The sequence below is a fragment of the Epilithonimonas arachidiradicis genome (assembly GCF_003610695.1).
Taxonomy (GTDB): Bacteria; Bacteroidota; Bacteroidia; order Flavobacteriales; family Weeksellaceae; genus Epilithonimonas; species Epilithonimonas arachidiradicis.
This window is the reverse complement of the sequence record NZ_RAQH01000001.1, coordinates 475,110-500,805: the sequence shown is the minus strand read 5'-3', so window position 1 is coordinate 500,805 and position 25,696 is coordinate 475,110. Positions and strand designations below refer to the sequence as shown.

Genomic DNA, 25,696 nt, shown 5'->3' with positions numbered 1-25,696 from the left:
ATGTTAAAAGAACCTCATATCATTAAATTCGATAAAATCGGATCCTCACAACTTGGCTTCATAACCGTAGCAGAGTATCCGCAAAATATGCCATTCGAAGTTAAGCGTGTCTACTGGACCTATTATACTCCACAAGACGTGACGAGAGGTGGACATGCTCATAAAGAACTACAACAGATCATTTTTGCTGTTTCAGGAACAATAGAATTTACGACAGAAGACAAAGAAGGAAAAAAAGCAACTTTTATCTTGGATGAGCCATCCAAGGGACTTTATATACCAAAGCTGATTTGGAGAGATATCAAGTTTTCTCACAATGCTGTACTATTATGCTTAGCTTCTGAAGAATATAGTGAGACAGATTATTTCAGGAACTATGAAGATTTTAAGGCTTGGTAATAGCTAACATTATTCTTATTGCTAATATTATATTGAATTATGATTAAGATCCACCCTTTAGCAGATGTTCAATCTGAATCAATTGGAGAAGATACTATGATTTGGCAATTTTGCGTAATTCTAAAAAATGCAAAAATTGGAAAAAACTGTAATATCAATTGTCAGGTTCTTATAGAAAATGATGTTGTCATTGGAGATAATGTTACTATAAAGCCCGGCGTTCAGGTTTGGGATGGCGTCACAATAGAAGACAATGTTTTTATTGGACCTAATGTTACTTTTACAAACGACCTTTACCCTAAATCCAAAAATACGGAGTTTGAACTTCTGAAAACAACGGTTAAAAAAGGGGCTTCCATTGGCGCTAACGCTACAATATTGGCAGGAATAACCATTGGTGAAAATGCTCTTGTAGGTGCCGGAAGTGTTGTGACGAAAGACATCCCAAGTGATACGGTTTGGTTTGGAAACCCTGCAAAACAAAAAGGAACAATAAATAACGGAAAAATATCATACACAAATGATTAAATTCTTAGATCTACAAAAAGTAAACTTACTTCACCAAGAAGAAATTGAGCATAAGTTAATAGAAGTATTCCGCTCAGGGTGGTATCTTTTGGGTACTGAAGTTAAAAATTTTGAAGCTAATTTATCTCAATATATTGGGACCAAAGAAGCTATAGGTGTGGCTAATGGCTTGGATGCCCTGCGTCTAATCTTCAAAGCTTACATAGAATTAGGTTTTATGAAACCCGGAGATGAAGTTATCGTTCCAGCTAATACATATATCGCATCTATCCTTGCATTATCGGACAATGGTTTAACTCCAGTTTTGGTTGAACCAGATATTAATACTTATAATATCGATATTTTTAAAATCGAAGAAAAAATCACTCCAAAAACCAAAGCCATTTTTATTGTACACTTACAAGGCCGGGTTGTTTTTTCTGAAGCATTAAAGAGCCTTGCAACCAAGCATAATCTTAAAATCATCGAAGATAATGCTCAAGCTATTGGTGCAGAATGGAATGGGATCAAAACCGGAAACCTTGGAGATGCTGCTGGATTTAGTTTTTATCCCGGTAAGAATCTTGGCGCTCTTGGTGATGCAGGTGCTGTTACAACCAATGATGATGAATTAGCAAAAACCATCCGCGCCCTTGCCAATTATGGATCTAATGAAAAATATGTGAATATCTACAAAGGTCTTAATTCCAGATTAGATGAGATCCAAGCTGCTGTTTTAGATATAAAATTAAAATATATTGATGCAGAAAACTTACAGCGTAGAAGAATTGCAGAACAGTATATTTCTGAAATAAAAAATTCGAAAATAATACTTCCGGAAAATCCTGAAAATGATAAAGAACATGTCTGGCATGTCTTTGTAATCAGAACTTCGGAAAGGACATCTTTACAAGAATATCTTACCAATAACGGGATCCAAAGTTTGATACACTACCCAATCCCTCCACATCAACAAAAGGCTTATCAAGAGTGGAATAATTTGTCTTTCCCTATTACAGAAAAAATACATGAAGAAGTTCTGAGCTTACCCATCAGTCCTGTCATGAGCACTGATGAAATCTCAAAAGTAATTGATGTATTAAATAAATTCTAAAGAATAATGTCTATTCTAGAGAACAATAGAAGATATCTTAAAACAAGGATTAAAACAGCTCAAGAATTATATGAAGAAGGTTTATACGAAGATTGTATAAATTATATTGAGTTAACAGCTGTTTTTGCCTGGCTAAATTTTAGTGGATTTTATAAGCTGCATTCTTTGGAGAAAATCCTCGTTGAGATTGGTAAGACATTGAAACCATTCGAGAAAAAATTACCCAAAGCCGATCCTAAAGAAAAAAATGTATTACACATCTGTACCGAAATAAAAAAAGTAGGTGGTCACTCTGCGCTTTTATTCAATTGGATAAGATTAGATTCTGACAATAAACATACAGTTATAACAACTGCTCAAGATCTAAGGGATGCAGAAAATATTGCTTTTTCTTATAATGAGAAAAATGCAGCAAAATTGATTAGCTTAAAACACCAGCCCAAATTACAAAAGGCTGAAGAGTTGAAACAATATATTGCTAATGGTGATTATGATTACATCGTTTTGCACACCAATCCCAATGAGGTTATTCCGGTTTTAGCACTGTCAGATGAAAATATAAAAACGCCTGTTCTACTCCTCAATCATGCTGACCATACTTTTTGGTTAGGAACCATAATTACTGATATTTTGATTCAAATAAGAGAATCAAATATTGATCTTGATAAGCAAAGGAGAAATATATCTGACCAATCTGTTTTACCAATCCCACTAAAGTCTCCTGATTTCATAAAAAATTATCAGAACGACGGTCATAATGATCAAATTAATATTATAAGTACAGGGAGTTTGTATAAATATACTCCAAATGAAAATTATAATTTTTATGAAGAGATACTTACTATTGCACAAAAGCATTCCAATGTTAAAATAAATATTGTTGGCGTTGATAAAACCTCCGTTTTTGCAAAACAATATCAGCATCCTAATATCAATTATCTTGGCGTTTTAAATCCTGAGGAATTAAATAAGATTGAAAATCAAATGGATATATTTCTAGAAGGATTTCCTTTACCTTCGTTCACCGCATTACTCCAGGCCGCTCAGAAAAAAATTCCATTTGTCTTGCATTATAATCCTTTGAGTTCTCTTAAGCTTTTCAATGACGATAAAAGTCACGGAATCATTTATCCAAAAAACAAACAAGAATGGAGAGACCTGGTCAGCGATTTGGTAGAAAATTTCAATACCCGTAAAGAAATTGCTGAAAAACAGTATGGTCTTGTAGAAAAATTATATTCTGAAAATGCCTGGAAAGATTTATTAAAAAAAATCTACCAAAAAGCAGATTCCAAACAACATCGCATCAGTAATTTTACGGAAGATGTTTTTTACAGTACAGAAAACGAAAGAATGCTAAGTAAAATTGACAGCTACATGATATCTCATTTCAGATACACGGAACAGCTCGGTTTTTTAAAAAAAATAAAAAAATTAGCCCAAGTATATCCAAAAAACAAAAATGTAAAATACGCCTTAAGCAAGACTCAAATTTTTAATTATATCTTTGAAAAACATATTAACTAATAATCCTATTTTATAAAACATTCGGAAACTAAAGATGAATAATAATCCTCTGGTCGCGGTTTTTATGATTTCTTATAATCAGCAGGATTATATAGTAGAAGCATTATCAAGCGTACTTAATCAAAAAACAAATTTTGATTATCATGTTTTTTTATCAGATGACGCTTCAACAGACAGTACGCAACAGGTTGTAGACAATTATTTGGAAAACCATCCGAAAAAAAGAAATGTAACTTTCATCAAACAAAAAAACAATCTTGGATGGATGCCCAATTTCATTTACACATTACAAAGGTGTCAAGATTCCGGCGCTAAGTATATAGCGCTGTGTGAAGGTGATGACTTTTGGTCAAATGAGGATAAACTTCAGAAACAAATAGACTTATTGGAGTCCAATGACGATATTGTAATGGCTTGTCACCGTTACAAAGAATTATACAATGACGGCTCTACCTCGGATTGTCCCTTTTTTAGAAAGGATTTTTTTCAGGGTAAAGATTCATTCAAATTTACACAGGCAGATTTTGAAAAATTTATCCGCATCCAGACAATGACAATTGTTTTCCGATCAAATGCATTGGATCTCAGTCTTAGAACGAAGTATCAATTTTACTGCGACACCCATATCAAACATCATATCCTTGATCACGGCGCTGCCATATATACAAAAGATAATGATGCTGTTTACCGAGTTCATGGCAACAATGTTTTTTTATCTCAGGACGAAAGAAAAAAAATTAAGTTCACTTACGATGTATACAAAGATCTCATAGAGAAAAACAACTCTGTAGGTTATAAAAATTTGTTAAATATATCAATGAGGCAAAGAATTAACAGTGAGTTAAAGAACAAAAGATTAAATGTTTTCGATTCCTACTACAGACAACTATTGCTTCAACAATTGAGGGATACAGGATCTGTGGCTCTATTCGCTAAAAATTTTTTCAAAGGACTGATAAATACTAAGAATACATGATCCCAAAAAAAATACACTACTGCTGGTTCGGAGGCAATCCAAAACCGGAATCTTTCTACATCTGTCTCGATTCTTGGAAAAAGAATCTTCCGGATTATGAGATCATAGAATGGAATGAATCCAACTTCGATATCAATTGTTGCGAATATGTTCGTCTTGCTGCAGAAAAGAAGAAGTGGGCTTTTGTATCAGATTACGCCAGAGCATTAGCTCTATTTGAGCAGGGCGGCATCTATATGGACATTGATGTAGAAGTGAAACTTCCATTGGATGAATTTCTAGTTCATCGTGCCTTTTCCGGGTTCGAAATCAAAGGTTCTCCATTTACTGCACTTTGGGCGACAGAACAAAATCATCCCTGGCCAAAAATGGTTTTGGATTTTTATCATCAAAAAAATGATTTTGATTTAACCACCAATACTGTATTTGTTTCGGACTTGCTTACAAAACATTACCAAGCCGACCCTGAAAAAGACGAGTATCAGGAGTTAGCAGACGGCATTGTTATCTATCCCTCAACATATTTTTGTTTAGATTTGCCTAAGAATTATGCTAGTCATCATTTTGTAGGAACGTGGCATGAGAGAGATACTCCAAACCCATTTAAAGATTATGTGCATGCTTATCATTCAATGAAAAATTTGGCTGACATAAGAGAAGGAAAAAAAGAAATCCATAATGCTGTGAACAATATGCATATCATTTCAGCTGATGAGATGTTGAATCAATTTCCTTTAAAAATGTTGATCAAACATATCTTGAGAAGAATCAAACCTTAAAAAACACTGTTATGAATGATAAAATTGCCATCATCTACGGAACCAGGCCAGAGTTTTTGAAAATTTTCCCTGTTGTTAACCAATTTCGTCAGCAGAAAAAAGATGTTTTTTTGGTGAATACCGGTCAACACGATGATCTTCTTACCAAGATGGAAGAAAGTTTTGGTATCATTCCTGATGCAAGACTTGCCGTACAATCTTTAGATTTTACAAATTCTAATTTGGTTGCAAAACTTATTAATAGCATATCAGATCTTGTTCATAAGGAAAGCATTAATAAGATTGTTGCTCAAGGAGACACATTTACGGTTTTAGCTTCTTCTATTGTCTCTTTCATGGAACAGAAAAAATTCTATCATATTGAGGCAGGCCTAAGAACCTCGGATATCAAACTCCCTTTTCCAGAAGAGTATAACAGAAGAGTCGTTTCATTAGGTACGGATATTAACTTTGCGCCGACCGAACTTTCAAAAACTAATCTTATAAAAGACGGCATCGCTGCCGAAAAAATTCTTTTAACGGGAAATACGATTGTAGATATGATACAACTGATTCTTGATAAGGAAAACATTGAGATAGAGTATCAAAACAAGGTTTTTATTACAGCACATCGTCGTGAGAACATAGGCCAGCCTTTACAGCAAATATCCCGGTCTATTATGGAGCTGGCAAATGAAAATCCTGACATTATTTTTGAATGGGCACTTCATCCAAACCCAAATACAAGAAAAATTATTCTCGACACTTTCAACTCAGAAAAACCTGAAAATCTAATCTTTCTAGAGCCATTGGCGTATGTAGAAACGATTAAAAGAATGGCTGTTGCAAAACTTATCATTTCAGATTCCGGCGGGATTCAGGAAGAAGCTCCCAGCCTTCGGAAAAGAGTCTTGATTCTCCGTGAAGAAACAGAAAGACCGGAAGTTTTGGATTGTAACTGTGGTATCTTGGTTGGCAGTGATCCGAATAAAATAAAATCCACATTCAGACAAATTTGGAATGATCCCAAGGCTTATATTTTTGAAAATAAAAATAATCCGTTTGGTGACGGAAAAGCCTCTGAAAGAATTGTAAAAACACTATTAATATGATAGTCGGAAAAGGTCTTATAGCATCATTATTCCACGAAAGTGAATGGAAAGATACCATTTTCTTCGCATCTGGAGTTTCTAATTCCCTGGAAACCAGAATTTCCGAATTTTTGAGAGAAGAAGATCTTGTAAAAAAAACAATATCCGAAAATCCGGGTCAATTATTCGTGTATTTTTCTACTTGCAGCGTTTATGATTCATCCAAAACAGGCAGCGATTACGTTCTTCATAAACTGAAAATGGAACAACTGATAAAAAACTCTTGTCAGAAATATCTGATTTTAAGAGTTAGCAATGCTGTTGGAAAAGGTGGTAATCCTAATTTGTTGATGAATTATCTTATCCGTTCCATTAAGAACAGCGAAACCATTAACGTTCATACAAAAGCAACCAGGAATCTCATAGATGCTGATGATATAAGAAACATCACTTTCCAATTAATAGAAAAATCAGAGTTCAATAAAATAGTGAATGTGGCTTATGTTCAGAATTATAGTATTATCGAAATACTGGAAATCATTGAACGTTTTTACAATACCAGGATCAATCTTAATCTTATTAAAAGTGGTTCCGGCTATGATATTAATATCCCGGATGTTGAAGATTATTTTAGAATTAACAATCTTAATAACAAAGAATCATATCTTTGCCGAATATTAGAGAAATATTACTCTTAAACTATGAACGATTTCAAAGAAAAACTTAATAATAAAAATATCTTAGTCACTGGTGGAGCCGGTTTTATCGGTTCCAATCTTTGTGAAGAACTTATAAAACTCGGCGCAAATGTGACTTGTCTGGATAATTTTTCCACAGGCTTCAGAGAAAATCTGGAAGCAATCAAAAATCACCCAAATTTCAAATTAATTGAAGGTGATATCCGCAATTTGGAAGATTGTAAAAAAGCTTGTGAAAACCAGGATTTTGTTTTACACGAAGCGGCGCTTGGCTCTGTTCCAAGGTCAATCAATGATCCGATTACAAGCAACGATGTGAATGTAGGTGGGTTTCTGAATATGTTAGTAGCTGCCAGGGATGCCAGCGTAAAAAGATTTGTATATGCCGCAAGTTCATCAACTTATGGCGATTCCGAAAGTCTTCCAAAGGTTGAGGATGTGATCGGGAAACCATTATCACCTTATGCGATTACAAAATATGTCAACGAGTTATATGCTGATGTTTTCAAAAGAACTTATGACTTTGATACCATTGGTTTGAGATATTTCAACGTTTTTGGAAGAAAGCAGAATCCGAATGGTGCTTATGCAGCGGTAATTCCTAAATTCGTGATGCAATTGATGAATCACGAATCTCCCGTAATCAATGGTGGCGGAGAATATTCCAGAGATTTCACTTATATCGATAATGTCATCCTTATGAATCTCTTGGCAATAACGTCTGACAACTCAGAATCCTTAAATCAGGTTTACAATACGGCTTTCGGAGAAAGAACAACCCTTAATGATCTCGTAAGCAATCTGAAAGAATATTTATCCGATTTTGATCCTAAAATTGCAGATATAGAAGTGATCTACGGCGATTATAGAAAAGGCGACGTCCCGCATTCTCTTGCGAGTATCGACAAAGCAAAAAACTTATTGAAATATCAGCCAAAACACTCTATGAAAGAAGGTTTGAAAGAAGCTGTAAAATGGTATTGGAATAATCTTAAATAAACAATGAATCATAAAATTACAATAATAGGTCTTGGTTATGTCGGTTTGCCATTAGCAAGATTATTCTCTACAAAATATCCAGTCGTAGGATTTGATATTAATGAAAAAAGAATTGCAGATCTCAATGCAGGAAAAGATGATACTTTGGAAGTTGAAGACGATTTGTTAAAATCTGCTTTGGTTGCAAACAATCCAGATTTTGGAGCAACAGGATTATTCTGTTCCAATCAATTGGAAGATATTGCAGATTCTAATATTTATATTGTAACCGTTCCGACACCTGTCGATAAAAACAATCGTCCGGATCTTACCCCGCTTTATAAAGCAAGTGAAACAGTTGCCAAAGTTCTTAAAAAAGGAGACATTGTCATCTATGAATCGACTGTTTACCCCGGTGTTACAGAAGAAGAATGTATTCCTGTGCTGGAAAAAAATTCGGGTTTGAAATTCAATGTGGATTTCTTTGCCGGTTATTCACCGGAAAGAATCAATCCAGGCGATAAGCTACATACAGTTGAAAAAATCCTGAAAGTAACGGCCGGCTCTACTCCGGAAATCGGAAAAATAGTTGATGATCTTTACAAATCGGTTATCATCGCAGGAACGCATTTGGCTCCAACCATCAAGGTTGCAGAAGCGGCAAAAGTGATAGAAAATTCTCAGAGAGATATTAATATTGCCTTTGTTAATGAATTGGCAAAGATTTTCAACCTGATGGGAATTGACACGCACGATGTGTTAACTGCTGCAGGAACCAAATGGAACTTTCTTCCGTTCAAACCAGGTTTAGTTGGCGGACACTGCATTGGCGTCGATCCTTATTATCTCGCTCAGAAAGCTCAGGAATTCGGCTATCATCCGGAAATCATTTTGGCTGGAAGAAGGATGAATGATTCTATGGGACAATATGTTGCCAGCGAAACTGTGAAGCAAATGCTGAGACAAGATCTAAAAGTTAATGGTTCGGATGTTTTGGTTTTAGGTTTCACATTCAAAGAAAATTGTCCTGACGTTAGAAACACAAAGGTCGTAGATGTTGTTAAGAATTTAGAAGATTACGGCATCAATGTTTCCATCTATGATCCGTGGGCCAATCCGGAAGAAGTAAAACACGAATACGGTCTCGAAACCTCAACCAAACCACCTTTCAAAAAATACGATGCTGTAGTTTTAGCAGTTTCTCATAAAGAATTTGAAAGTCTTAATATCAAAAATCTCCTTTCTGAAAACGGCATTATCTATGATGTGAAAGGGATTTTGGAAAAAGAAAATGGAATAACGCGATTGTAATTAACGATCAAATCTCCATCGGAAAAATGGATATCCAATAAACAAAGGCAGGCGGTGAAATAAGTCCTGCTTTTTTATTTTCAGAGAGTAGTCTGAGGAAAAATAGTCAATTATACTCAACGATTTCATTTGATTGTAAGCCTTGTAACTTTTTTTCCAGAGTGCTTCATTTTTTTGTCCTTTCCAATTCATCTGCAACGTTGAAGCCTTAAAATCGATCAGATACTCAAGGATCATTTTCTTCTTATAGGAATCTTTCTCTTCACTGTACGCTTTATCCATATAAGACGCAATCGTGATCCAGTTGCCAAAATGCTTCTCTCCCCTGTTATGAATAATCGATGCGCCATGGAAATAATACAGATAAGTATCTTCTCTAAGGAAAGCAATTTTCTCAAATTTCAACATACTCTGGAAACTCCACAGAACATCCTGAGAAAACAGATCTTTTACAAAATATAATTTGTGTTTCATAAGAAAATCCATTCTAACCAGCTTATCGCAAGCCATGACAGGATACTGGCCTTTTACAAAATTCCGGACGATTTCTTTATTCCCTTCAAGAATATCTTTTTTGGAACTGACCGGGAAATAATTTCGTTTCCAGTTTTCTTCTTCATTGATGCAGACACTTTGCCCCAGGACCATTTCCGCATTGGTTTCTTCTGCCATTTTTACAAGATGATCAATTGCATAATTTGTGATCTCATCATCGCTGTCAAGAAAATAGATGTATTTTCCTTTTGCCCGATCAATCCCTGCGTTTCTCGCCATCGACAGACCCTGATTTGTCGACTGATCAAATACAATAAAATTAAACTCCGGATTTTTCTGAATAAATGCCTCTGCGACCTCCATTGACGCATCTGGTGTTACATCATTGACCAAGATACATTCGATATTTTTGTAGGTTTGATTAACAACCGACCGCAGACATCTTTCGATAAATTTTTCAACGTTATAAACAGGTATTACGATGGTAACAAGAGGAGTCATCAGGTGTATTTTAATTTTAAACAAAAATATTGAAATAAACCTTAAAACTCTATCTTTGTATTAAATGATTTGAAAATAAAATGAAATCACTCCTGGGCTTGTTATTTATCAAAATAAAAAACTTTGTTAGACTTTGCATAATTTCTAAACAGCGTGATTCTTTTTTTACGCCATCCAGCCGAATTCATCCCAGTTTCAAACTTGGTTCCGATAATGTTTTAGATATTTCTCCAAATGCGAGATTTGACATCGAAGAAAGTGTGATCATCAATCAAAATAATTTCATTACTGTAAAACCAAATGCCAAATTGAGTATTGGCAAAAATACTTATATCACAAGAGCAACAATTTCTTGTCTTGGAGAAATTGAAATTGGCGAAAACTGTATCTTAGGCGAAGGGATGAAAATCTTTGACCACAATCATCAATACACAAAAGAGCCTTTCTCGGTTTCCAAAACAGATTTTAATATTGGTAAAGTAAAAATAGGCAACAATGTTTGGACTGGTGCAAATGTGGTAATACTAAAAGATGTAACGATAGGAGATAATGTAATATTGGGGGCCGGCTGTGTAATTCATAAAGATGTTCCTGACAACACAATTATCATTAATAAGCAAGAGCTGATAATACATTAAATTGATTTTTTATGAAAAAAAGAATTAATGAACTAATCAATTTTTTTTACTATCGTTTCCTACAATTAACAAGTAAAACCGTTCGCAGGCAATTAAAAAATCCTAAAGAGATTCCTATAATTATCATCAGCTTCAATCAGCTTGAACATTTGAAAAATTTAGTAAGTTTTTTCTTAGATAGAAATTTTACGAACATAGTTATTGTAGATAATTGCTCAACATACGGACCTTTGCTAGACTATTTTGAAACAATCAAGGATAAGGTAACTTTAGAGAGACAAGCTAGCAACCTAGGTTATAGAGTATTTTTTAACTCTCCGGAATTGATAGAAAAATATACCCAGGGCTATTACATCATCACTGATCCTGACATTTTACCCAATCCCAAATTACCAGAAAATTTTCTAAAAAGTTTTATTTCAGAATTAGGGAATAACTTTAATAAAGTTACCAAGGTTGGCTTTGCATTAAACTTACAGAATATCCCTGATTTTTATCCTAACAAGGACAAGGTAATACATTGGGAAGAAAAATATTGGAAAGATGAAATTAAACCAGAAATATATAACGCTGATATAGATACTACATTTGCTTTATATAAACCTCTTTATCCTAAACGTTTTAAAAATGTAAACTATTATCAAGCATTACGATTTGCAGGGAATTATACTTGTGAACATATGGGCTGGTTTATAGATCCTAATAATTATAATAATGAGCAACGTCATTATTTTGGAGTCGCAGATAATTCTGCCTCCTGGAAACTTAACCAACAAGGAGAATTAACTGGTTATAAAAAAGATTATTAAATGTTCTCTATCATCATTCCTAATTATAATCACGCGAGATTTTTGAAAAAAAGAATAGATTCTATATTGAATCAATCTTTTGTTGACTTTGAAATAATTATTCTGGATGATTGTTCTACTGATGAGAGTCTATCTATACTGGATTCTTACAATGACCAGAGAATAACACATAGACTCTATAACAAGAAAAACTCAGGAAGCCCCTTTTCACAATGGAAAAAAGGCGTGGAACTTGCAAAGTATGATTATATTTGGATTGCTGAAAGCGATGATTTTTCCAGTTCTGATTTTTTAGATACTGCTAATAATATCCTTTCTGATAATACAGATGTTTCACTTTATTATTGTGATACCAACCTGATTGGAGAGAACGAGGAACCTTTTCATAACACTATCCAAAAATACACCCAAGAGCTTGATGAAAATCTGTGGAATAATGATCATAAAATAGATGGATCTATTTATGTTAAGAATTATTTATCTAAAAAAAATTTCATCCTTAATGTTAGTTCCGTTATTTTTAAAAAAGATCTGGGTATAAAAGCAATCCAGAAAATACAAAATTTTAAAACATCAGGAGACTGGCTTTTTTACTCTCACATTCTCCTGGAAGAAGGCAATGTTTATTTCCGAGCGAGTAAACAAAATTTTTTCAGACACTCTCCTCAATCTACCAGAAATTACAATACTCTTGAAAAAAGAGAATTGAGAATCTTAGAGAAAATTAAGGTGAATCAATTTTTTATTGAAAATATAGATTATACCATTAAACAGAAAAAAGAAATTTCTACAAGCCTTGTAGACGAGTGGATCCGTTATCATTCTTTGAAAGAATGTTTTCTAAATTCTTTTTTTACTATTACACAATTTCCTCTTTTAAATATTTCAAATATTGATCTACTGACAAAAGCTATTTTAACCAAATTAATTAACCGATGGAAAAAATAAAAATTGCTATTGCAACAAACGGGAGACTGAAGCCGATGGGAACCTTTAGCAGAAATTACATAGAATATCTACCTTTTTCAAAAATAGTACTTTTCGGCGGTTTTGTTCCTTATTTTTATATGGGAACATCTCAGAAACAGCAAAAAATTCTTAGATATTGGTATTCTTTACTGTCGTTTAAAAATCAAGAAAAACTTAGTCAATTAATTAAAAACAGATTTAAAAAAATATTACAGAAAGAAAAAATTGATTGTGTCTTAGCTGAGTTTATGAACACAGGGTCAGCAATTCGTGAAGCTTGTGAGGAGTTAAATATCCCAATCGTTTCGAATGTGTTAGGCTATGAAATACACCAGGATGCAGTTTTGAAAAAAAACTACGAAAGCTATAAAAAGCTTGCAGCTTATAAGTCTATTGTTGTTCCTGTTGCGAAGAACATGGTTCCCAGGTTAAAAAAAATTGGTTTTCAAGAAGAGCAAATCATTTTCTCTCCACTTGGAGCCAGAGATGAGTTTTTTGAAATACATCCGGATTATTCTTCTCAAAATTTTGTTGCAATAGGAAGATTTGCTGAGATGAAATCTCCATTGTCAACGATCAAAGCTTTCCATAAAGTATTAAAAGAATGTCCAAATGCTAAACTACTTTTTGCAGGTGAGGGAGAACTTTTTGAGGACACAAAAAACCTCGTTAATCAACTGAATATCCAGAACTCTGTAGAATTCGTGGGTTGGGTCACGCCGGAAGAACAGATTAATTTACTTTCTAAGAGTGCCATCTTTATTCAACATTCAGTAACCACTTCTACAGGGGATGCAGAAGGTACACCTGTAGCAATATTAGAAGCCTCTGCCGCAGGTCTTCCAATAGTTTCTACCAGACATGGCGGCATTGTTGATACAGTAATAGACGGAAAGACAGGTTATCTCGTAGAAGAAAATGATTGGGAAGAGATGGGAAATAAGATGATTGAACTTCTACAAAACCCTGATCGTTTAAAAGAATTTGGGCAAAACGGCAAAAAATTTATTTCCGAGAATTTCTCTATGAGAAAACATATCGAAGAGGTAGAAAAAGCAATCCGCAAAGCTGTCAACTTATGAATGTTCTTCCATCCAAATTCCAAGTACCAATAACGACCAGTGTTTATAGTTATAATTTAATTGCTTCTGAACCTCATCAAAATTCAATTTATTAAAGATTTTCGAAGTAGAATTCTTTAAAATTTTTGTTGTCAAGTCTTCCATTTCGGTTATTTTTAACCAATCAGCAATGGGAGCACCAAAACCCTGTTTCTTCTTATTTAGAATGTTTGATGTTAATAGGTCTCCAAATGCCTTTCTCAGAATAATTTTGGTCTGACTGGAATTAACTTTATATTTTGTTGGAAGCGCAGAGCAAAACTCAACTAAATTTTTATCTAGGAAAGGCGTTCTTAATTCAATAGAATGCATCATTGCAATACGGTCATCTTTAACCAGATAGTCTCCCGGAATCACATTCGTAAGATCCATTTTCAGACAAGTGTTCAGGTTGTTCTTATCTAAATTAAAGAAGTATTGATGTTCATAATTCTTATTAGTTGTGAGTAACTTAGATGTTTCTTCATTAGAAAAGTTATTATGAACTTTTCCTTTCTGATAAGAAACAATATCCGGAAATTTGGATCTAAATATCTTATCCAGGAAATATTGTCTCTGTTTTTCCAATCCTAGCTTCTCGCTAACCGTTGACCCAATTTTATACAGAGGTAATAAAGCAGAGTTTGCACTTCCTTTCTCAAGAATCTCTTGTTCTTTTTGATACCAACCATAACCACCAAATAATTCATCTCCGGCATTTCCGGTAATTACTACAGTCATATTCTTGGCTGCTTCTTTACAAATGGTATATGTTGCCAATATCGCCGTATCTGCGATAGGCTCGTCCATTTTTTTCAGAACCTCAACCAGGACTTGCGGTATCTCAGAGTTTTGTAAACCAACCTCTTTGTGATCAGTCTTATATTTTCCGGCGATACTTCTTGCATCAGGCATCTCGTCCCAGTCCCCTTGATACTGAAAGCCAAGAGTTGTTAGATTTTGATTTTTGTTCGCAGAGAGTGCCACTAATGTTCCGGAATCCAATCCGCCGCTAAGGAAGGCTCCAACTTTCACATCTGCCACCAACTGTTTCTCGACAGATTTTTCAACTAATTTTTTAAAGTTTTTAATCGCTTCCTCCTCAGAGATCTGTAATTCATCATTCGGAAAATTCCAATATTGAGAAATCTCAATTTCACCATCTTTATAAACCAATTGGTGCGCCGGAGGTAAGACATTTATGTTTTTATAAATACTCTGCTGGCTATTGACGTACATATGCCGTAAAAAGTGATAAATAGCTTCGTCATTCAATTCAGCATCAATAAGATTGGTAGCCAGAATGGCTTTGATTTCAGAAGCAAAAATAAATTCTCCATTTTTCCCAATAGCATAATAAAAAGGCTTCTCTCCAAATCGATCCCGAGCACAAAATAGCTGTTGCTTCGCTTCATCCCATATTGCTAAGGAAAACATGCCATTCAGTTGTTGGGGAAGTTCGAAACCACTTTTCTGGTATAGAGACAATATTACTTCTGTATCTGTATTACTTTTGAAAGGATAATCTGATATTTCTGTCTTTAGATCGCGGTAACCATAGATTTCGCCGTTGAAAACAATACATTCATTCTTTGTGTTAGAATACATAGGCTGGTGTCCGTCACTTGAAAGGTCGACGATTGCTAATCTTCTGAAGCCTAAGAAGCAGTTTTGAAAAAACTCGTGACCTTCATCATCAGGACCGCGGTGGATTATAGAATCGGTCATTTTTTTCAGAGTATCTCTGTAGGAATTTTCCTCAAAAATATTTTTCTTTACAATCCCAGCAATTCCGCACATATAGCAATATTTAAGGCACAAATCTAAGATTATTTTGTTAATTTTGAGCATATTATTAGATGATGAAAAAATTTTCGGTTCTTATAGCCCACTATAATAATTTTGAATATTTCAAGGATTGTTATAAAAGTCTTATGAAGCAAACCTTCGAAGATTTTGAAGTGATTTTGGTAGATGATTGTTCTACTGATGGTTCATTCGAAAAGATAGAAACCTTGGTAAGGGATGATGCTAGATTCTATCTTTATAAAAATGAAAAAAACCAAGGCGTTGGATATACTAAAAGAAGATGTATAGATATGTCCAATGGTAAAATCTGCGGATTTGTTGATCCGGATGACGCTCTGGCCGAAAACGCAATAGAAATTAGTTTAAATAATCATACAGAAAAAAATGTAGTAACCTATTCTAGATTTTTGCTATGTGACGATCATCTAAATCCAATAAAGTTGTTCCCTCATTCGCGAGCGGTTAAAAATGGGGATAGCAAGTTTTTCAATGTATTTTTAGAAGCTAATCATTTTTTCACTTTCAAAAAATCAGCTTATGACATAACTTCCGGTATCAATCCGGATCTCACTTCAGCTGTAGATCAGGATTTATATTTAAAATTGTATGAGACGGGGTGTTTCACGTTCATCAACCAGCCGCTATACTATTATAGATTGCATTCAAACGGAGTTTCTCAGGACTCATCAAAAAAAATCAAACTCAATGAAAATTGGCAGCGGGTCATTCTAGACACTGCAAAGAGAAGAAATATCCAATTTTTGTATGGAAAAAACATCAACGATGTAACCAATCTTCCAGAATTTATTTTAAAAAAGCAGAATACATTTCTAAAAAAGATTCAAAGAAAACTGCAGTAATGGATATAATTATTAAGTCTTTCAATCGTCCTTTTTACCTTGACAGATGCCTGTCATCTATCGAAAGATTGGTTTCCGGTGATTTTAACATAAAAGTTTTGGATGATGGAACTCCGAAAAAATATTTGGATAAGATTCGTCAAAAACATCCTGCTGTTCAAATCCTTCTCTCAGACAATTATCCCAAAAAGATCAAAGCTATAGAGGAAAATTTAATTTCTGGCAAAGCAATTGACGGTTTTGAGATCCCAACCCACTTTTGGTATAACAGTGTGAGCAACGCTTCGGATTATGTTATTGTAACAGAAGATGATGTTTGGTTTACAAATCCTGTCAATGTTGATGAGCTGCAACAGCAAGCCCGTCAATTTGACATCCATCTTCTAAAACTGGGATGGCTGGGAAATGAAAACGAACGAAAAGATTTGATTCTTAATTCGGTATCAAATGAGATAGAATCTGCGAAACCAAAAGATTTATTGTTGCTGAACAGAACACTGATGACGGCTTTTTTTCATAATCGATACAAATTCTTTACGCTACTGTACAAATTAAAAATTGTAGATAATTTGACCGCACTGAAATATTGGTCTTTGAACTCGATACTGATGGGATTTTTCAAAAAAAATTATTGGCTGGAAATATGGAAAGATATGGACGGTAGGGTTGATGAGAAAAAACAATTGATCAATGCTTCTGTTTACTATAAAAAACATCAGCAAAACCCCAATTTTATTTCCAGGCTGAAAAAAGAATCCCTGAAAACAACGTTTCAGTCTTCTGCCACCAATTCTTACCACGAATATGGTTTTGATTTCGATGTTAATCTATTCAATCATTTGATTAATGAAGCTTGGTTCAATGACAAATTGGATGCTATGGAGAATTTTCCGAAAGACTTTTCTATGGATTATCTTAAGAGCTTTGTGTCAGAAAAAATCAATATTGTGGAATTTGAAAAATGGGTTACCAAGTTCCGGAAACAATATGAAGATATGGGCTGTAATACCAATTAAAAAACGCTTCAAAATTGAAGCGTTTTTTTATTCTTTTATAATAACTCCGGCAAATTTGCCATCGAATTCTATGATATGAGGCTGATGATTATTTTGTTCACAATAATCTTTGAAAGCGGCATTATCACCCACATCATCACTCATAAAAACACCTCCCTTCCTTAGCTTACTCCACAATAATTTGTATGCCCACATCCTTCCATCATAGGTTTTATCACTATCATAATGCACAACATCAAAAGAACTTGCTTTTTCAAAAATCTTGGGAAGAGATTCCTTATCTGCAAAGCGGTAGAGATCCCAGTTGCTTCTGTACTTTTCCGGGATCACACAGCCTACAAAATCCTCGCTTTGATTTTGCAGGATATAAGGCATATCCGAGCTGTACAGCATTCCGTTTCTGTGAACCAATGATGCCAGAGCGGCAAAAGAAGACCATCCGTAAGCAACACCGGTTTCTATAGATTTTTGAGCATTTGCATATTCGTTAATGTAATAGATCACACTTAAAGAACCTGCGCCACCCATTTTCACCGGCGCTTTCGCCTGAGCTTGTAATGCCCCTGCAAACTCCTGGGGGAATAATTTTTCGAAAGGAATAAAGGTCGTATTCAGAACTTTTTCAATGAAGTGCTTCTCAGAAATTGCAATGCTTTTGCACCATTGTTCGGCTTCTTCCTTGCCTCGCAATCCGGATGAACGGTTGAAGATGTTTTTCCATATTTTACGTCTCAGTTCAGGATACAGATCAGGACGTTTCAGATAGGCAAAAAAAGTAGATGCAATTTCGGAGACCTTACTCATACAATTATGTTTTGAAATGCAAAAATACAAAAGAATTGGTCAAACAATGCTTATATTTGTTTTTTAGAATTATTTTTTTGGAAACACCCGATGAATCAGAAAATAAAAGTGTTATTCATACACCGTTCTATGGAGTTTGGTGGTGTAGAAAAAGTTGTCATCAATCAATTAAAGAATATTGACAAAAATATCTTTGAAGTTACATTATTGCTAAAGCTCTATCAGGGCGGAATGAGGAATCAGATCCCCAAAGACATCAAGCTCAAGTATCTTACAAGAGGCAAAGAGGATTTCTCCAGATTCAAGCTGTTGTTTCTAGTCCAGTTGGTAATTAGAAATCTAAAACTCAGACTACTGTCCAAATTCCCTTTCCTGATTCGGAAATTCTATTTGAAACAAAATTTCGACATTATCGTTTCTCCTACTTATACAAGCTTTGATGATGTACTGAACTATGACCAAAAAACCAAAAAAATCGCGTGGTTCCACACCGATATCAGAGATGGTAAAGACCATAACAACAATCTATTATTACTCAATAAGCTTAAAAAATTTGATTGGGTAGTATTTGGCTCCAAGCAGACCCAACGGGTTATTGCCGATCAATACAATATCTCATATCCCAATAGCCAGGTTATTTATAATCCGATTGACATCTCTGCAACCCGGGATAAATCAAAGGAATTCGAAGTTGATTTTGACAAGAGACCAGTTTTTTTGTCAATTGGACGATTAAACAAAAGGAAAGGTTATCATACGCTGATGCGGGCACATCGGATGCTGTTGGATGAGGGTGTGCAGCATTCCGTTGCGATTATTGGTGATGGCGAGGAAAACCAGAACTTGAAAAACCAGGCAAAAGAACTTAACGTAGAAGATACTTTCCTGTTCTACGGAGCCAAGGCCAATCCCTACCCTTACATCAAAGCATCAGACTTTTATATATTATCCTCTGACTCAGAGTCCTACCCTCTCACAATAGGTGAAGTTTTGATCTTAGGAAAACCCATCATCAGTACAGATGTGGGCGGAATTTCGGAAATGATGACACATAATGAGAATGGTTTACTGATAGAGTACTCGGCAGAAGCGATGGCAGAGGCCATGAAAAGATTTATTCAGGATCAGGATTTTATTAATAAGATTACTGATAATAATAAAAGCATCGAATCAAAATTTGACAATGCCATCATCAATAAGCAGATCGAAGACTTATTTATTAGATTTGCTCGCTAGAGAACTCAATTACCCTATTTCTTAAAATTACACAATACAGTATTTTTAATACGCCTGTTTTATGGAAAATCCTTTGATCACAATTTTCTCACCGACTTATAATGCCGAGAATTTCCTTCCTTATGTTTTTTCAACGTTAGAGAAGCAGGCTTATAAGAATTTCGAATGGTTAATTGTAGACGATTGTTCCACAGACAATACGGTTGGTTTGTTAAAAGAACTACAAAAAAGCGCCTCGTTTCCTATTAGAATCATCCAGAACGAAACCAATCAGATGGTTACAAAAAATATTGAAACCGGCATCCATAATGCTAATGGAAAATTCTTATACCTTACAGGTCACGACGATGGTTTGAAGGATGATTGCTTGTCTACATTCGTCGAAGATTGGAATAGTCTGGACGCCGCTACGCAGGATAACATCTGTGGATTGGTGTACCATTGCGAAGATCAGAATGGGAATTTCATAGGAACAGAATATCCTTTTAACTACTGGATTTCCAATGATTTTGAAATGCGTTTCAAATACAATGTAAAGGGCGAAAAAAGCAGTTTTCATAAAGTGGAATTGTTGAAAACCATCCAATATGCCTATCCAGAGATTGATGTTTACATCCCTGAGAATCTTTTCTGGTTTGAACTGAGTTACCAATATAATTTTATGTATATCAATAAGGTTATGAGGATCTATTTTCAACACGATACGCACGACAACATTTCCAAATCCATAGGGCCGGGTAAAAAATATATGGCCGGTTTTTCCTTTTTCTTTCACGAAATTATACGGAAGTACAATCTCTATCTCAAAAAAAACTATTTCAAAATTTGGCTTGTATTCCAGTTCAATTACATCCGGTATTCGCGGTATAATCTGCAATCATACAAAGAGATTATCCAACGTGCCGAAAACAAAAATTTAATTGTATTACTCATTCCTTTTGCAATGATGTATGAATTGATAAAATTCAGACGATTTATTTAGACTTTTTTTTACAGTTGACCGGCAGCTTCATAATATTATTCTAGGTATAATATATTTGTATTTTGACCTATATGGAATAAGAGTTTCTTATCTTTGCAAAAATTTAGGAAAGAGTATAATGATTAATATTGCAGCAATAGAGTATTATTTGCCCAATAATATATTAACGAATGAAGATATCTCGAAGGAGTTTCCGGAATGGAGCGCCGAGAAGATCAAAGCAAAAATCGGTGTAGAGTCCAGACATATTGCTGATGATGATGAGACAGCTCTGGATTTGGCATTTCAGGCCTGTGAGAAGCTTTTCAAAACCTATGATAAAAGCAAAATAGATTTTATTTTATTCTGCACCCAAAGTCCCGATTACTTTTTACCGACAACTGCCTGTATCTTGCAGGATAGATTAGGCCTTTCCAAGAACATTGGCGCATTGGATTTCAATCTTGGATGTTCCGGATTTGTCTATGGGTTAACACTGGCTCAAGGACTTATAGCTTCTGGCGTTGCAAAAAATATCCTACTAGTTACTGCTGAAACGTACAGCAAGTTTTTGGATAAAAATGATAAATCCAACAGAACCATTTTTGGAGACGGTGCCGCAGTCACTATTGTTGAAAAAGATGATTCTAAAGAACAGTACAAGTTTTCAGTAGGCACAGACGGCAGCGGCTTCAATAACCTGATCGTAGAAAAAGGGGCTTCCCGAAACAAAACGCAGGAGCAGCCTACCCTTTTTATGAAAGGGCCTAAGATTTTCACCTTTGCTGTAGAAAATATCCCGACTTTGATTCAGGATACGCTTAAGAAGAATAAACTCAAATTGGATGAGATCGACCTATTCGTTTTTCACCAGGCGAGTTCTTATATGCTGAATTATCTAAGAAACCTCTGTAATATCCCGGAGGATAAATTCTTCGTCGATATGAAAAATATAGGCAATACAGTCTCTGCAAGTATTCCTATTGCTCTGAAGCAGGCTTTTGACCAAGGCAAAATCAAAGAAGGATTCAAAGTGATGGTGGCTGGTTTTGGCGTTGGTTATTCCTGGGGAGCAGGCGTTTTAGAATTTTAAAAATTTGAAAAAGAAAATCCTTATCAGAATTGGTTCTCTTCGTCACGGCGGCGCAGAAAAAGTTCTGGTGACGTTCTTAAAAAATCTCCCAAAAGACAAATATGAAGTTGATCTTTTACTGAATCTCTATTCGGGGAAATATCTTACGGATGTCCCCGATTGGGTGAATGTCATGTTCCTCAATCGTGGTGAGATGATCACTACCAACCGACCAAAGGATATCCCAAAAAAAATATACCGCGTTGTTTATCAGCGGTTACTGAAGAAATATCCAAAGATTCTCTACAAAAGAAAACTGAAGAACAGACGATACGACATCGAGTTTGCTGCCATCCATGGCTTTATGGACGAGGTGCTGAACAGCCCGTTAAAATCTTCCAAAAAACTGATGTGGATCCACAATGACCTGACACAAGTCAGTGGCTACACACCGGAGAAAATCAGGCGTTTTTTCAATTATGATAAAGTGATGGTAATTTCTGAAAAGATTCAGGAAACCTTTTTATCCCTAGCCAAAACTGAAGAAGAAAGATCAAAGATTGTAAGAATTTATAATCCTCTGGACACTGATGAAATCCTGACCAAATCCCAAGCTGAGATTCCCCATCAACTAACAAATAACAATACCAGTCTGAGCGGAGCAGAAGACCATCAACAATCAACCATCAACCATCAACCATTATTCATCTCCGTAGGTACTGTGTTCCCTCAAAAAGGATTTGACCGATTATTGAAGGTTCATAAAAGATTACTGGACGAAGGTTTCCAACATAAAGTATTGATTGTGGGAGACGGTTATGATTTCGAAAATGTAAAGAAGTTGAAAACAGAATTAGGCGTTGATAAATCAGCAACAATGTTAGGTTTTACAGACAACCCTTATCCTTATTTCAAGACGGCAGATTTTTATATCCTGAGTTCCCGTTACGAAGGTTTTCCGACTGTTCTGTTCGAAGCTATTACCCTTAAAAAAAACATCATTGCAACCGATGTCTCTGGCGTGAGCGAAATGCTGGAAAACGGAAAACTCGGATCAATCATAGAAAACTCAGAAGACGGTATCTACCAGGGAATGAAACAGGCTTTAATCAATCCCGAAAGTTTCAAAACCTATCAGGAGAATTTACAGAATTACGAGATGCCTTTCAACTTAGAAAACTCGGTCAATTCGATTATGCAAATCATTGATAATTTGTAATTAAAACTCTTTCCCTTAAAGCAAAACATCTTTGTGTCCTTAGAAACATTGAATCTCTCAAAAAACTTTGTGAACTTTGTGTTAAAATCATCATTATTAAAAAAGATATTTTTGTAATTCCTATTTTTACACTATGAGTTATTCTATTATTCAAAAAGATTTTTACAGAGAAAGCGGGCGCTACCTTTCATCTTTTCAGATTCTGAAAAAGTGTTTCAGTCCCAATCTGCATTACATTTATCTTTTGAGGAAAACTCAGAGACATTACAAAAAACCGGTTATCGGCTTGTTCTACAAGTTGATTCTTCGTCATTATCAAATCAAGTATGGTTTCCAGATCTATCCCGAAACTCAGATTGGCGAGGGACTCTATCTAGGGCATTGGGGACAGCTGGTCATCAATCCGAAAGCTAAAATTGGAAAGAACTGCAACATTGCTCAGGGTGTTACTATCGCCCAGGCTAACCGCGGCAAAAACGAAGGCGTTCCTATAATAGGTGATGAAGTTTGGATTGGCCCAAACGCAGTGATTGTAGGCAATATCACTATCGGCAATAATGTTTTGGTTGCGCCTAATGCTTATGTCACGACGGATGTTCCTGATAACTCTATCGTTGTTGGTAATCCTGCGGTTATTTCTTCAAAAGCCAATGCTACGGAGAATTATATTAATAATAAGGTTTAGCTCCAAAAGTAGATTTTCAAAATAACGGATAGAATCGTGATACTTCTGCTAAAACCAATAGTTCTTCTGTTCAATCGTTTCAGATGGGTTCTCAGCGTGAGATTCATCCTTTCGATGCCATTCGTTTGATATCTTTGGGTACTATGAATCGATTTCGGAATCAGATATTGATAATTCTTCAATTGGTCTGTGAATATCGTTGCCGCTCTGGCATTCAATAAGGTTTTCACAACAGTGTTGAGAGTTTTATTATTCCTTTTTCCAATATAGAAAGTAGCGATTTCTTTCGTCACTTTATCAATAGCATAAACAGCCACATCGGGTTGCTCTTTTTCCTGATAAAAAACCGCATCTCATCCAATTCATAAATCTTTCCGAATGGTAAAACAGGAGGTACAATATTTTCTGCTATACTTTTAATTCTTCTGAGTACTGTCGTAGCTGATATTTGCAATACTCTTGCCATAGAGCGGATACCAAGACCTTCTTTGATTAATTGGATAATTAATGGATTGATATTAGAGTGATAAGCCTTGTAAGTATAGCAGTCCAAAAACCTTTTATGACAATTTTTACAGATGTACTGTTGTTTTCTGGTTTTTGTACTCCCATTTCTAATGATCTTGCCCGAGTAACAAAAAGGACAAATTCCTGTATCACTAACTCTGACACACCTATAATGATTCTCAATCATTTGCATTCTATTTTTTCTCCAAAAATAAACGAGAGCAGGTAATCCCTACTCTCGTTTTTAATATTCTAATTTATTATTTTATTTGATTATCAATAAGTTAATATTGAAAGCCATGCCTATCACTAATTATGACACATTACCATTATTAGTTATCATTCACGGTGCAATAATAGCACAGCAATGCGCCAAATCTTGTCGCATTATAATTTTGTGAGCAAAAATAATATTAATTTCTCAAATCCCTGTTACTGCAAAGCTAAAAACCCCAAACATCAAAACATCTTTTCAGAATTAATGCCACATCGAACAAACATCGAACAAAGGATATGGAAGGGATATACAACGGATATAGAATGGTTATACAACTATCGAAGAATGGATATACAACCAATCATATTATGTTAAATAAAATATCATAAGCAACAAAATATCAGTAGATTACAACAGAAACCTGTAACTATAAACACTCAGTATCAGAAATGTCACACCGAGCGCAGTCGAAGGGTCTTAAACGCGTCATCAATTCATTACCATTTAAGAAACCGCTGTCAGACTGAGGCTTTCGAAGCCCACTTAAATAACGCCTTGATGAGCCATAACTTTTTCTATTAAAAAAAGTTAATTTACGATCCACCAAAAAAGATTAACGTGTAAAAGATTATCTTTGCGAATTATTTCACGGATGAAGAAGCTTGTCATAATTCCAACTTACAACGAAAAAGAAAACATCGAAAAAATTATTTCGGCTGTTTTTGATTTGCAGCAGGATTTTCATGTGTTGGTGGTAGACGATTCTTCTCCTGATGGGACTGCGGAAATTGTAAAAAGATTGCGCGAAAAGTATCCGGTACAGCTTCACCTGACTGTTAGGAAAGTTAAGGATGGCTTGGGAAAAGCTTATATCCACGGATTCCAATGGGCGATCCACAACGATTATGATTTCATTTTCGAGATGGATGCCGATTTTTCTCACAATCCAAAAGATTTGATCAAGCTTTACGAAGCTTGTAAAAATGCCGATATGTCCGTTGGATCCAGATATTCTCAGGGTGTGAATGTGGTCAACTGGCCGATGGGAAGAGTGTTGTTGTCTTATTTCGCTTCAAAATATGTACGCTTTGTCCTCGGATTGCCGATTCACGACACAACGGCGGGATTTGTTTGTTTTAGAAAAGAAACCTTAATGGCAATAGGCTTGGATAAAATCAAACTGAAAGGTTACGGCTTCCAGGTTGAGATGAAGTACCGCGTTTTCAAAAAGAATCTGAAAATTGTTGAAGTTCCTATTATTTTTACCGACAGAACGGAAGGGGAAAGCAAAATGAATGGCGGCATCATACAGGAAGCTGTTTTTGGGGTTTTAAACCTCAAATGGAAAAACCTGATCGGAAAATTATAGATATTAAAATCTCATAGACACGTAGAGAGCAGTTTAAAAATGAAAAACAAAGAACAAATAGTTATTTTAA

General features: G+C 35.0%; 26 protein-coding genes. 22 read left to right on the top strand and 4 right to left on the bottom strand.

The genetic code is table 11. The annotated features are described in order from the left end of the window. Genes BXY58_RS02405 through BXY58_RS02360 form a run of 10 tightly spaced genes read left to right on the top strand, consistent with a single transcriptional unit; the run spans position 1 to position 9,359 of the window. Positions 1-399 carry a sugar 3,4-ketoisomerase gene (locus tag BXY58_RS02405; RefSeq protein ID WP_120212202.1) on the top strand — a complete coding sequence of 133 codons (399 nt, stop codon included), beginning with the start codon at positions 1-3 and terminating at the stop codon, positions 397-399. Positions 400-438: 39 nt separating this feature from the next. Further along, positions 439-927: an acyltransferase gene (locus tag BXY58_RS02400; protein WP_120212201.1), complete on the top strand. Its 489-nt coding sequence runs from the start codon at positions 439-441 to the stop codon at positions 925-927. Further along, positions 920-2,020, top strand: coding sequence for a DegT/DnrJ/EryC1/StrS family aminotransferase (locus tag BXY58_RS02395; RefSeq protein ID WP_120212200.1), 1,101 nt, complete (start codon positions 920-922; stop codon positions 2,018-2,020). Before BXY58_RS02400 ends, BXY58_RS02395 begins: the two co-directional genes overlap by 8 nt. Before the next feature lie 6 nt (positions 2,021-2,026). Then, positions 2,027-3,547, top strand: coding sequence for a glycosyltransferase family protein (locus BXY58_RS02390; RefSeq protein WP_120212199.1), 1,521 nt, complete (start codon positions 2,027-2,029; stop codon positions 3,545-3,547). Between the two features lie 34 nt (positions 3,548-3,581). Beyond that, on the top strand, positions 3,582-4,523 hold the full coding sequence (locus tag BXY58_RS02385) for a glycosyltransferase (protein ID WP_120212198.1): 942 nt from the start codon (positions 3,582-3,584) through the stop codon (positions 4,521-4,523). Continuing rightward, complete coding sequence (locus BXY58_RS02380; protein WP_120212197.1) at positions 4,520-5,302, top strand: glycosyltransferase family 32 protein; 783 nt, start codon at positions 4,520-4,522, stop codon at positions 5,300-5,302. The genes BXY58_RS02385 and BXY58_RS02380 overlap by 4 nt, the downstream gene beginning before the upstream one ends. 11 nt (positions 5,303-5,313) lie before the next feature. Further along, positions 5,314-6,393: a non-hydrolyzing UDP-N-acetylglucosamine 2-epimerase gene (gene wecB, locus BXY58_RS02375; protein ID WP_120212196.1), complete on the top strand. Its 1,080-nt coding sequence runs from the start codon at positions 5,314-5,316 to the stop codon at positions 6,391-6,393. After that, complete coding sequence (locus BXY58_RS02370; RefSeq protein WP_120212195.1) at positions 6,390-7,070, top strand: NAD-dependent epimerase/dehydratase family protein; 681 nt, start codon at positions 6,390-6,392, stop codon at positions 7,068-7,070. Before wecB ends, BXY58_RS02370 begins: the two co-directional genes overlap by 4 nt. A gap of 3 nt (positions 7,071-7,073) precedes the next feature. Continuing rightward, complete coding sequence (locus BXY58_RS02365) at positions 7,074-8,069, top strand: SDR family oxidoreductase (protein WP_120212194.1); 996 nt, start codon at positions 7,074-7,076, stop codon at positions 8,067-8,069. Positions 8,070-8,072: 3 nt separating this feature from the next. Then, complete coding sequence (locus tag BXY58_RS02360; protein WP_120212193.1) at positions 8,073-9,359, top strand: nucleotide sugar dehydrogenase; 1,287 nt, start codon at positions 8,073-8,075, stop codon at positions 9,357-9,359. On the opposite strand, the gene BXY58_RS02355 is transcribed toward BXY58_RS02360, so the two are convergent. After that, a complete protein-coding gene (locus tag BXY58_RS02355; protein ID WP_120212192.1) occupies positions 9,360-10,355 on the bottom strand; it encodes a glycosyltransferase family 2 protein in 996 nt (331 codons plus the stop codon). A gap of 80 nt (positions 10,356-10,435) precedes the next feature. Between BXY58_RS02355 and BXY58_RS02350 the strand changes: the two genes are divergently transcribed. The 4 genes from BXY58_RS02350 to BXY58_RS02335 are packed head-to-tail and all read left to right on the top strand — an operon-like array spanning position 10,436 to position 13,853. Continuing rightward, positions 10,436-10,993: an acyltransferase gene (locus tag BXY58_RS02350; RefSeq protein WP_120212191.1), complete on the top strand. Its 558-nt coding sequence runs from the start codon at positions 10,436-10,438 to the stop codon at positions 10,991-10,993. 11 nt (positions 10,994-11,004) lie between these two features. Continuing rightward, positions 11,005-11,802, top strand: coding sequence for a glycosyltransferase family 2 protein (locus BXY58_RS02345; protein WP_120212190.1), 798 nt, complete (start codon positions 11,005-11,007; stop codon positions 11,800-11,802). Then, on the top strand, positions 11,803-12,750 hold the full coding sequence (locus BXY58_RS02340; protein ID WP_120212189.1) for a glycosyltransferase family 2 protein: 948 nt from the start codon (positions 11,803-11,805) through the stop codon (positions 12,748-12,750). Further along, positions 12,738-13,853, top strand: coding sequence for a glycosyltransferase family 4 protein (locus BXY58_RS02335; RefSeq protein WP_120212188.1), 1,116 nt, complete (start codon positions 12,738-12,740; stop codon positions 13,851-13,853). Before BXY58_RS02340 ends, BXY58_RS02335 begins: the two co-directional genes overlap by 13 nt. On the opposite strand, the gene asnB is transcribed toward BXY58_RS02335, so the two are convergent. Next, complete coding sequence (asnB, locus tag BXY58_RS02330) at positions 13,848-15,671, bottom strand: asparagine synthase (glutamine-hydrolyzing) (RefSeq protein WP_170144179.1); 1,824 nt, start codon at positions 15,669-15,671, stop codon at positions 13,848-13,850. The genes BXY58_RS02335 and asnB overlap by 6 nt on opposite strands. A 59-nt stretch (positions 15,672-15,730) precedes the next feature. Here asnB and BXY58_RS02325 point away from each other — a divergent pair, with 59 nt between their 5' ends. Continuing rightward, entirely contained in the window at positions 15,731-16,540 is an 810-nt protein-coding gene (locus tag BXY58_RS02325; RefSeq protein ID WP_120212186.1) for a glycosyltransferase family 2 protein, read from the top strand. Further along, complete coding sequence (locus BXY58_RS02320; protein WP_120212185.1) at positions 16,540-17,556, top strand: glycosyltransferase family 2 protein; 1,017 nt, start codon at positions 16,540-16,542, stop codon at positions 17,554-17,556. Before BXY58_RS02325 ends, BXY58_RS02320 begins: the two co-directional genes overlap by 1 nt. A gap of 27 nt (positions 17,557-17,583) precedes the next feature. Here BXY58_RS02320 and BXY58_RS02315 read toward each other — a convergent pair whose 3' ends face one another. Next, complete coding sequence (locus BXY58_RS02315) at positions 17,584-18,360, bottom strand: class I SAM-dependent methyltransferase (RefSeq protein WP_120212184.1); 777 nt, start codon at positions 18,358-18,360, stop codon at positions 17,584-17,586. A 90-nt stretch (positions 18,361-18,450) separates the two neighbouring features. On the opposite strand from BXY58_RS02315, the gene BXY58_RS02310 reads away from it, so the two are divergent. The 5 genes from BXY58_RS02310 to BXY58_RS02290 all read left to right on the top strand — a co-directional run bounded on the left by BXY58_RS02310 (position 18,451) and on the right by BXY58_RS02290 (position 23,533). Further along, the gene (locus BXY58_RS02310) at positions 18,451-19,596 is read left to right on the top strand and encodes a glycosyltransferase (RefSeq protein WP_120212183.1); all 1,146 of its coding nucleotides are present in this window, start codon (positions 18,451-18,453) and stop codon (positions 19,594-19,596) included. A gap of 61 nt (positions 19,597-19,657) precedes the next feature. Further along, positions 19,658-20,578 carry a glycosyltransferase family 2 protein gene (locus BXY58_RS02305; protein WP_120212182.1) on the top strand — a complete coding sequence of 307 codons (921 nt, stop codon included), beginning with the start codon at positions 19,658-19,660 and terminating at the stop codon, positions 20,576-20,578. 118 nt (positions 20,579-20,696) lie between these two features. Beyond that, positions 20,697-21,650, top strand: a complete 954-nt coding sequence (locus BXY58_RS02300) for a 3-oxoacyl-ACP synthase III family protein (RefSeq protein WP_185140455.1) — start codon at positions 20,697-20,699, stop codon at positions 21,648-21,650. Between the two features lie 4 nt (positions 21,651-21,654). Next, positions 21,655-22,848: a glycosyltransferase gene (locus BXY58_RS02295; RefSeq protein WP_120212181.1), complete on the top strand. Its 1,194-nt coding sequence runs from the start codon at positions 21,655-21,657 to the stop codon at positions 22,846-22,848. Positions 22,849-22,981: 133 nt separating this feature from the next. Next, the gene (locus BXY58_RS02290; RefSeq protein WP_120212180.1) at positions 22,982-23,533 is read left to right on the top strand and encodes a serine O-acetyltransferase; all 552 of its coding nucleotides are present in this window, start codon (positions 22,982-22,984) and stop codon (positions 23,531-23,533) included. Here the strand turns inward: BXY58_RS02290 and BXY58_RS17185 are convergent. Continuing rightward, positions 23,530-24,227 (bottom strand): IS1 family transposase gene (locus tag BXY58_RS17185; RefSeq protein ID WP_425321069.1). Its coding sequence is split into 2 segments (ribosomal slippage): positions 23,530-23,843 and positions 23,843-24,227, totalling 699 coding nucleotides; the frame shifts between segments, so codons are not numbered across the junction. The genes BXY58_RS02290 and BXY58_RS17185 overlap by 4 nt on opposite strands. A 682-nt stretch (positions 24,228-24,909) precedes the next feature. Between BXY58_RS17185 and BXY58_RS02280 the strand changes: the two genes are divergently transcribed. After that, a complete protein-coding gene (locus BXY58_RS02280) occupies positions 24,910-25,626 on the top strand; it encodes a polyprenol monophosphomannose synthase (protein WP_120212179.1) in 717 nt (238 codons plus the stop codon). Positions 25,627-25,696 lie beyond the last annotated feature (70 nt).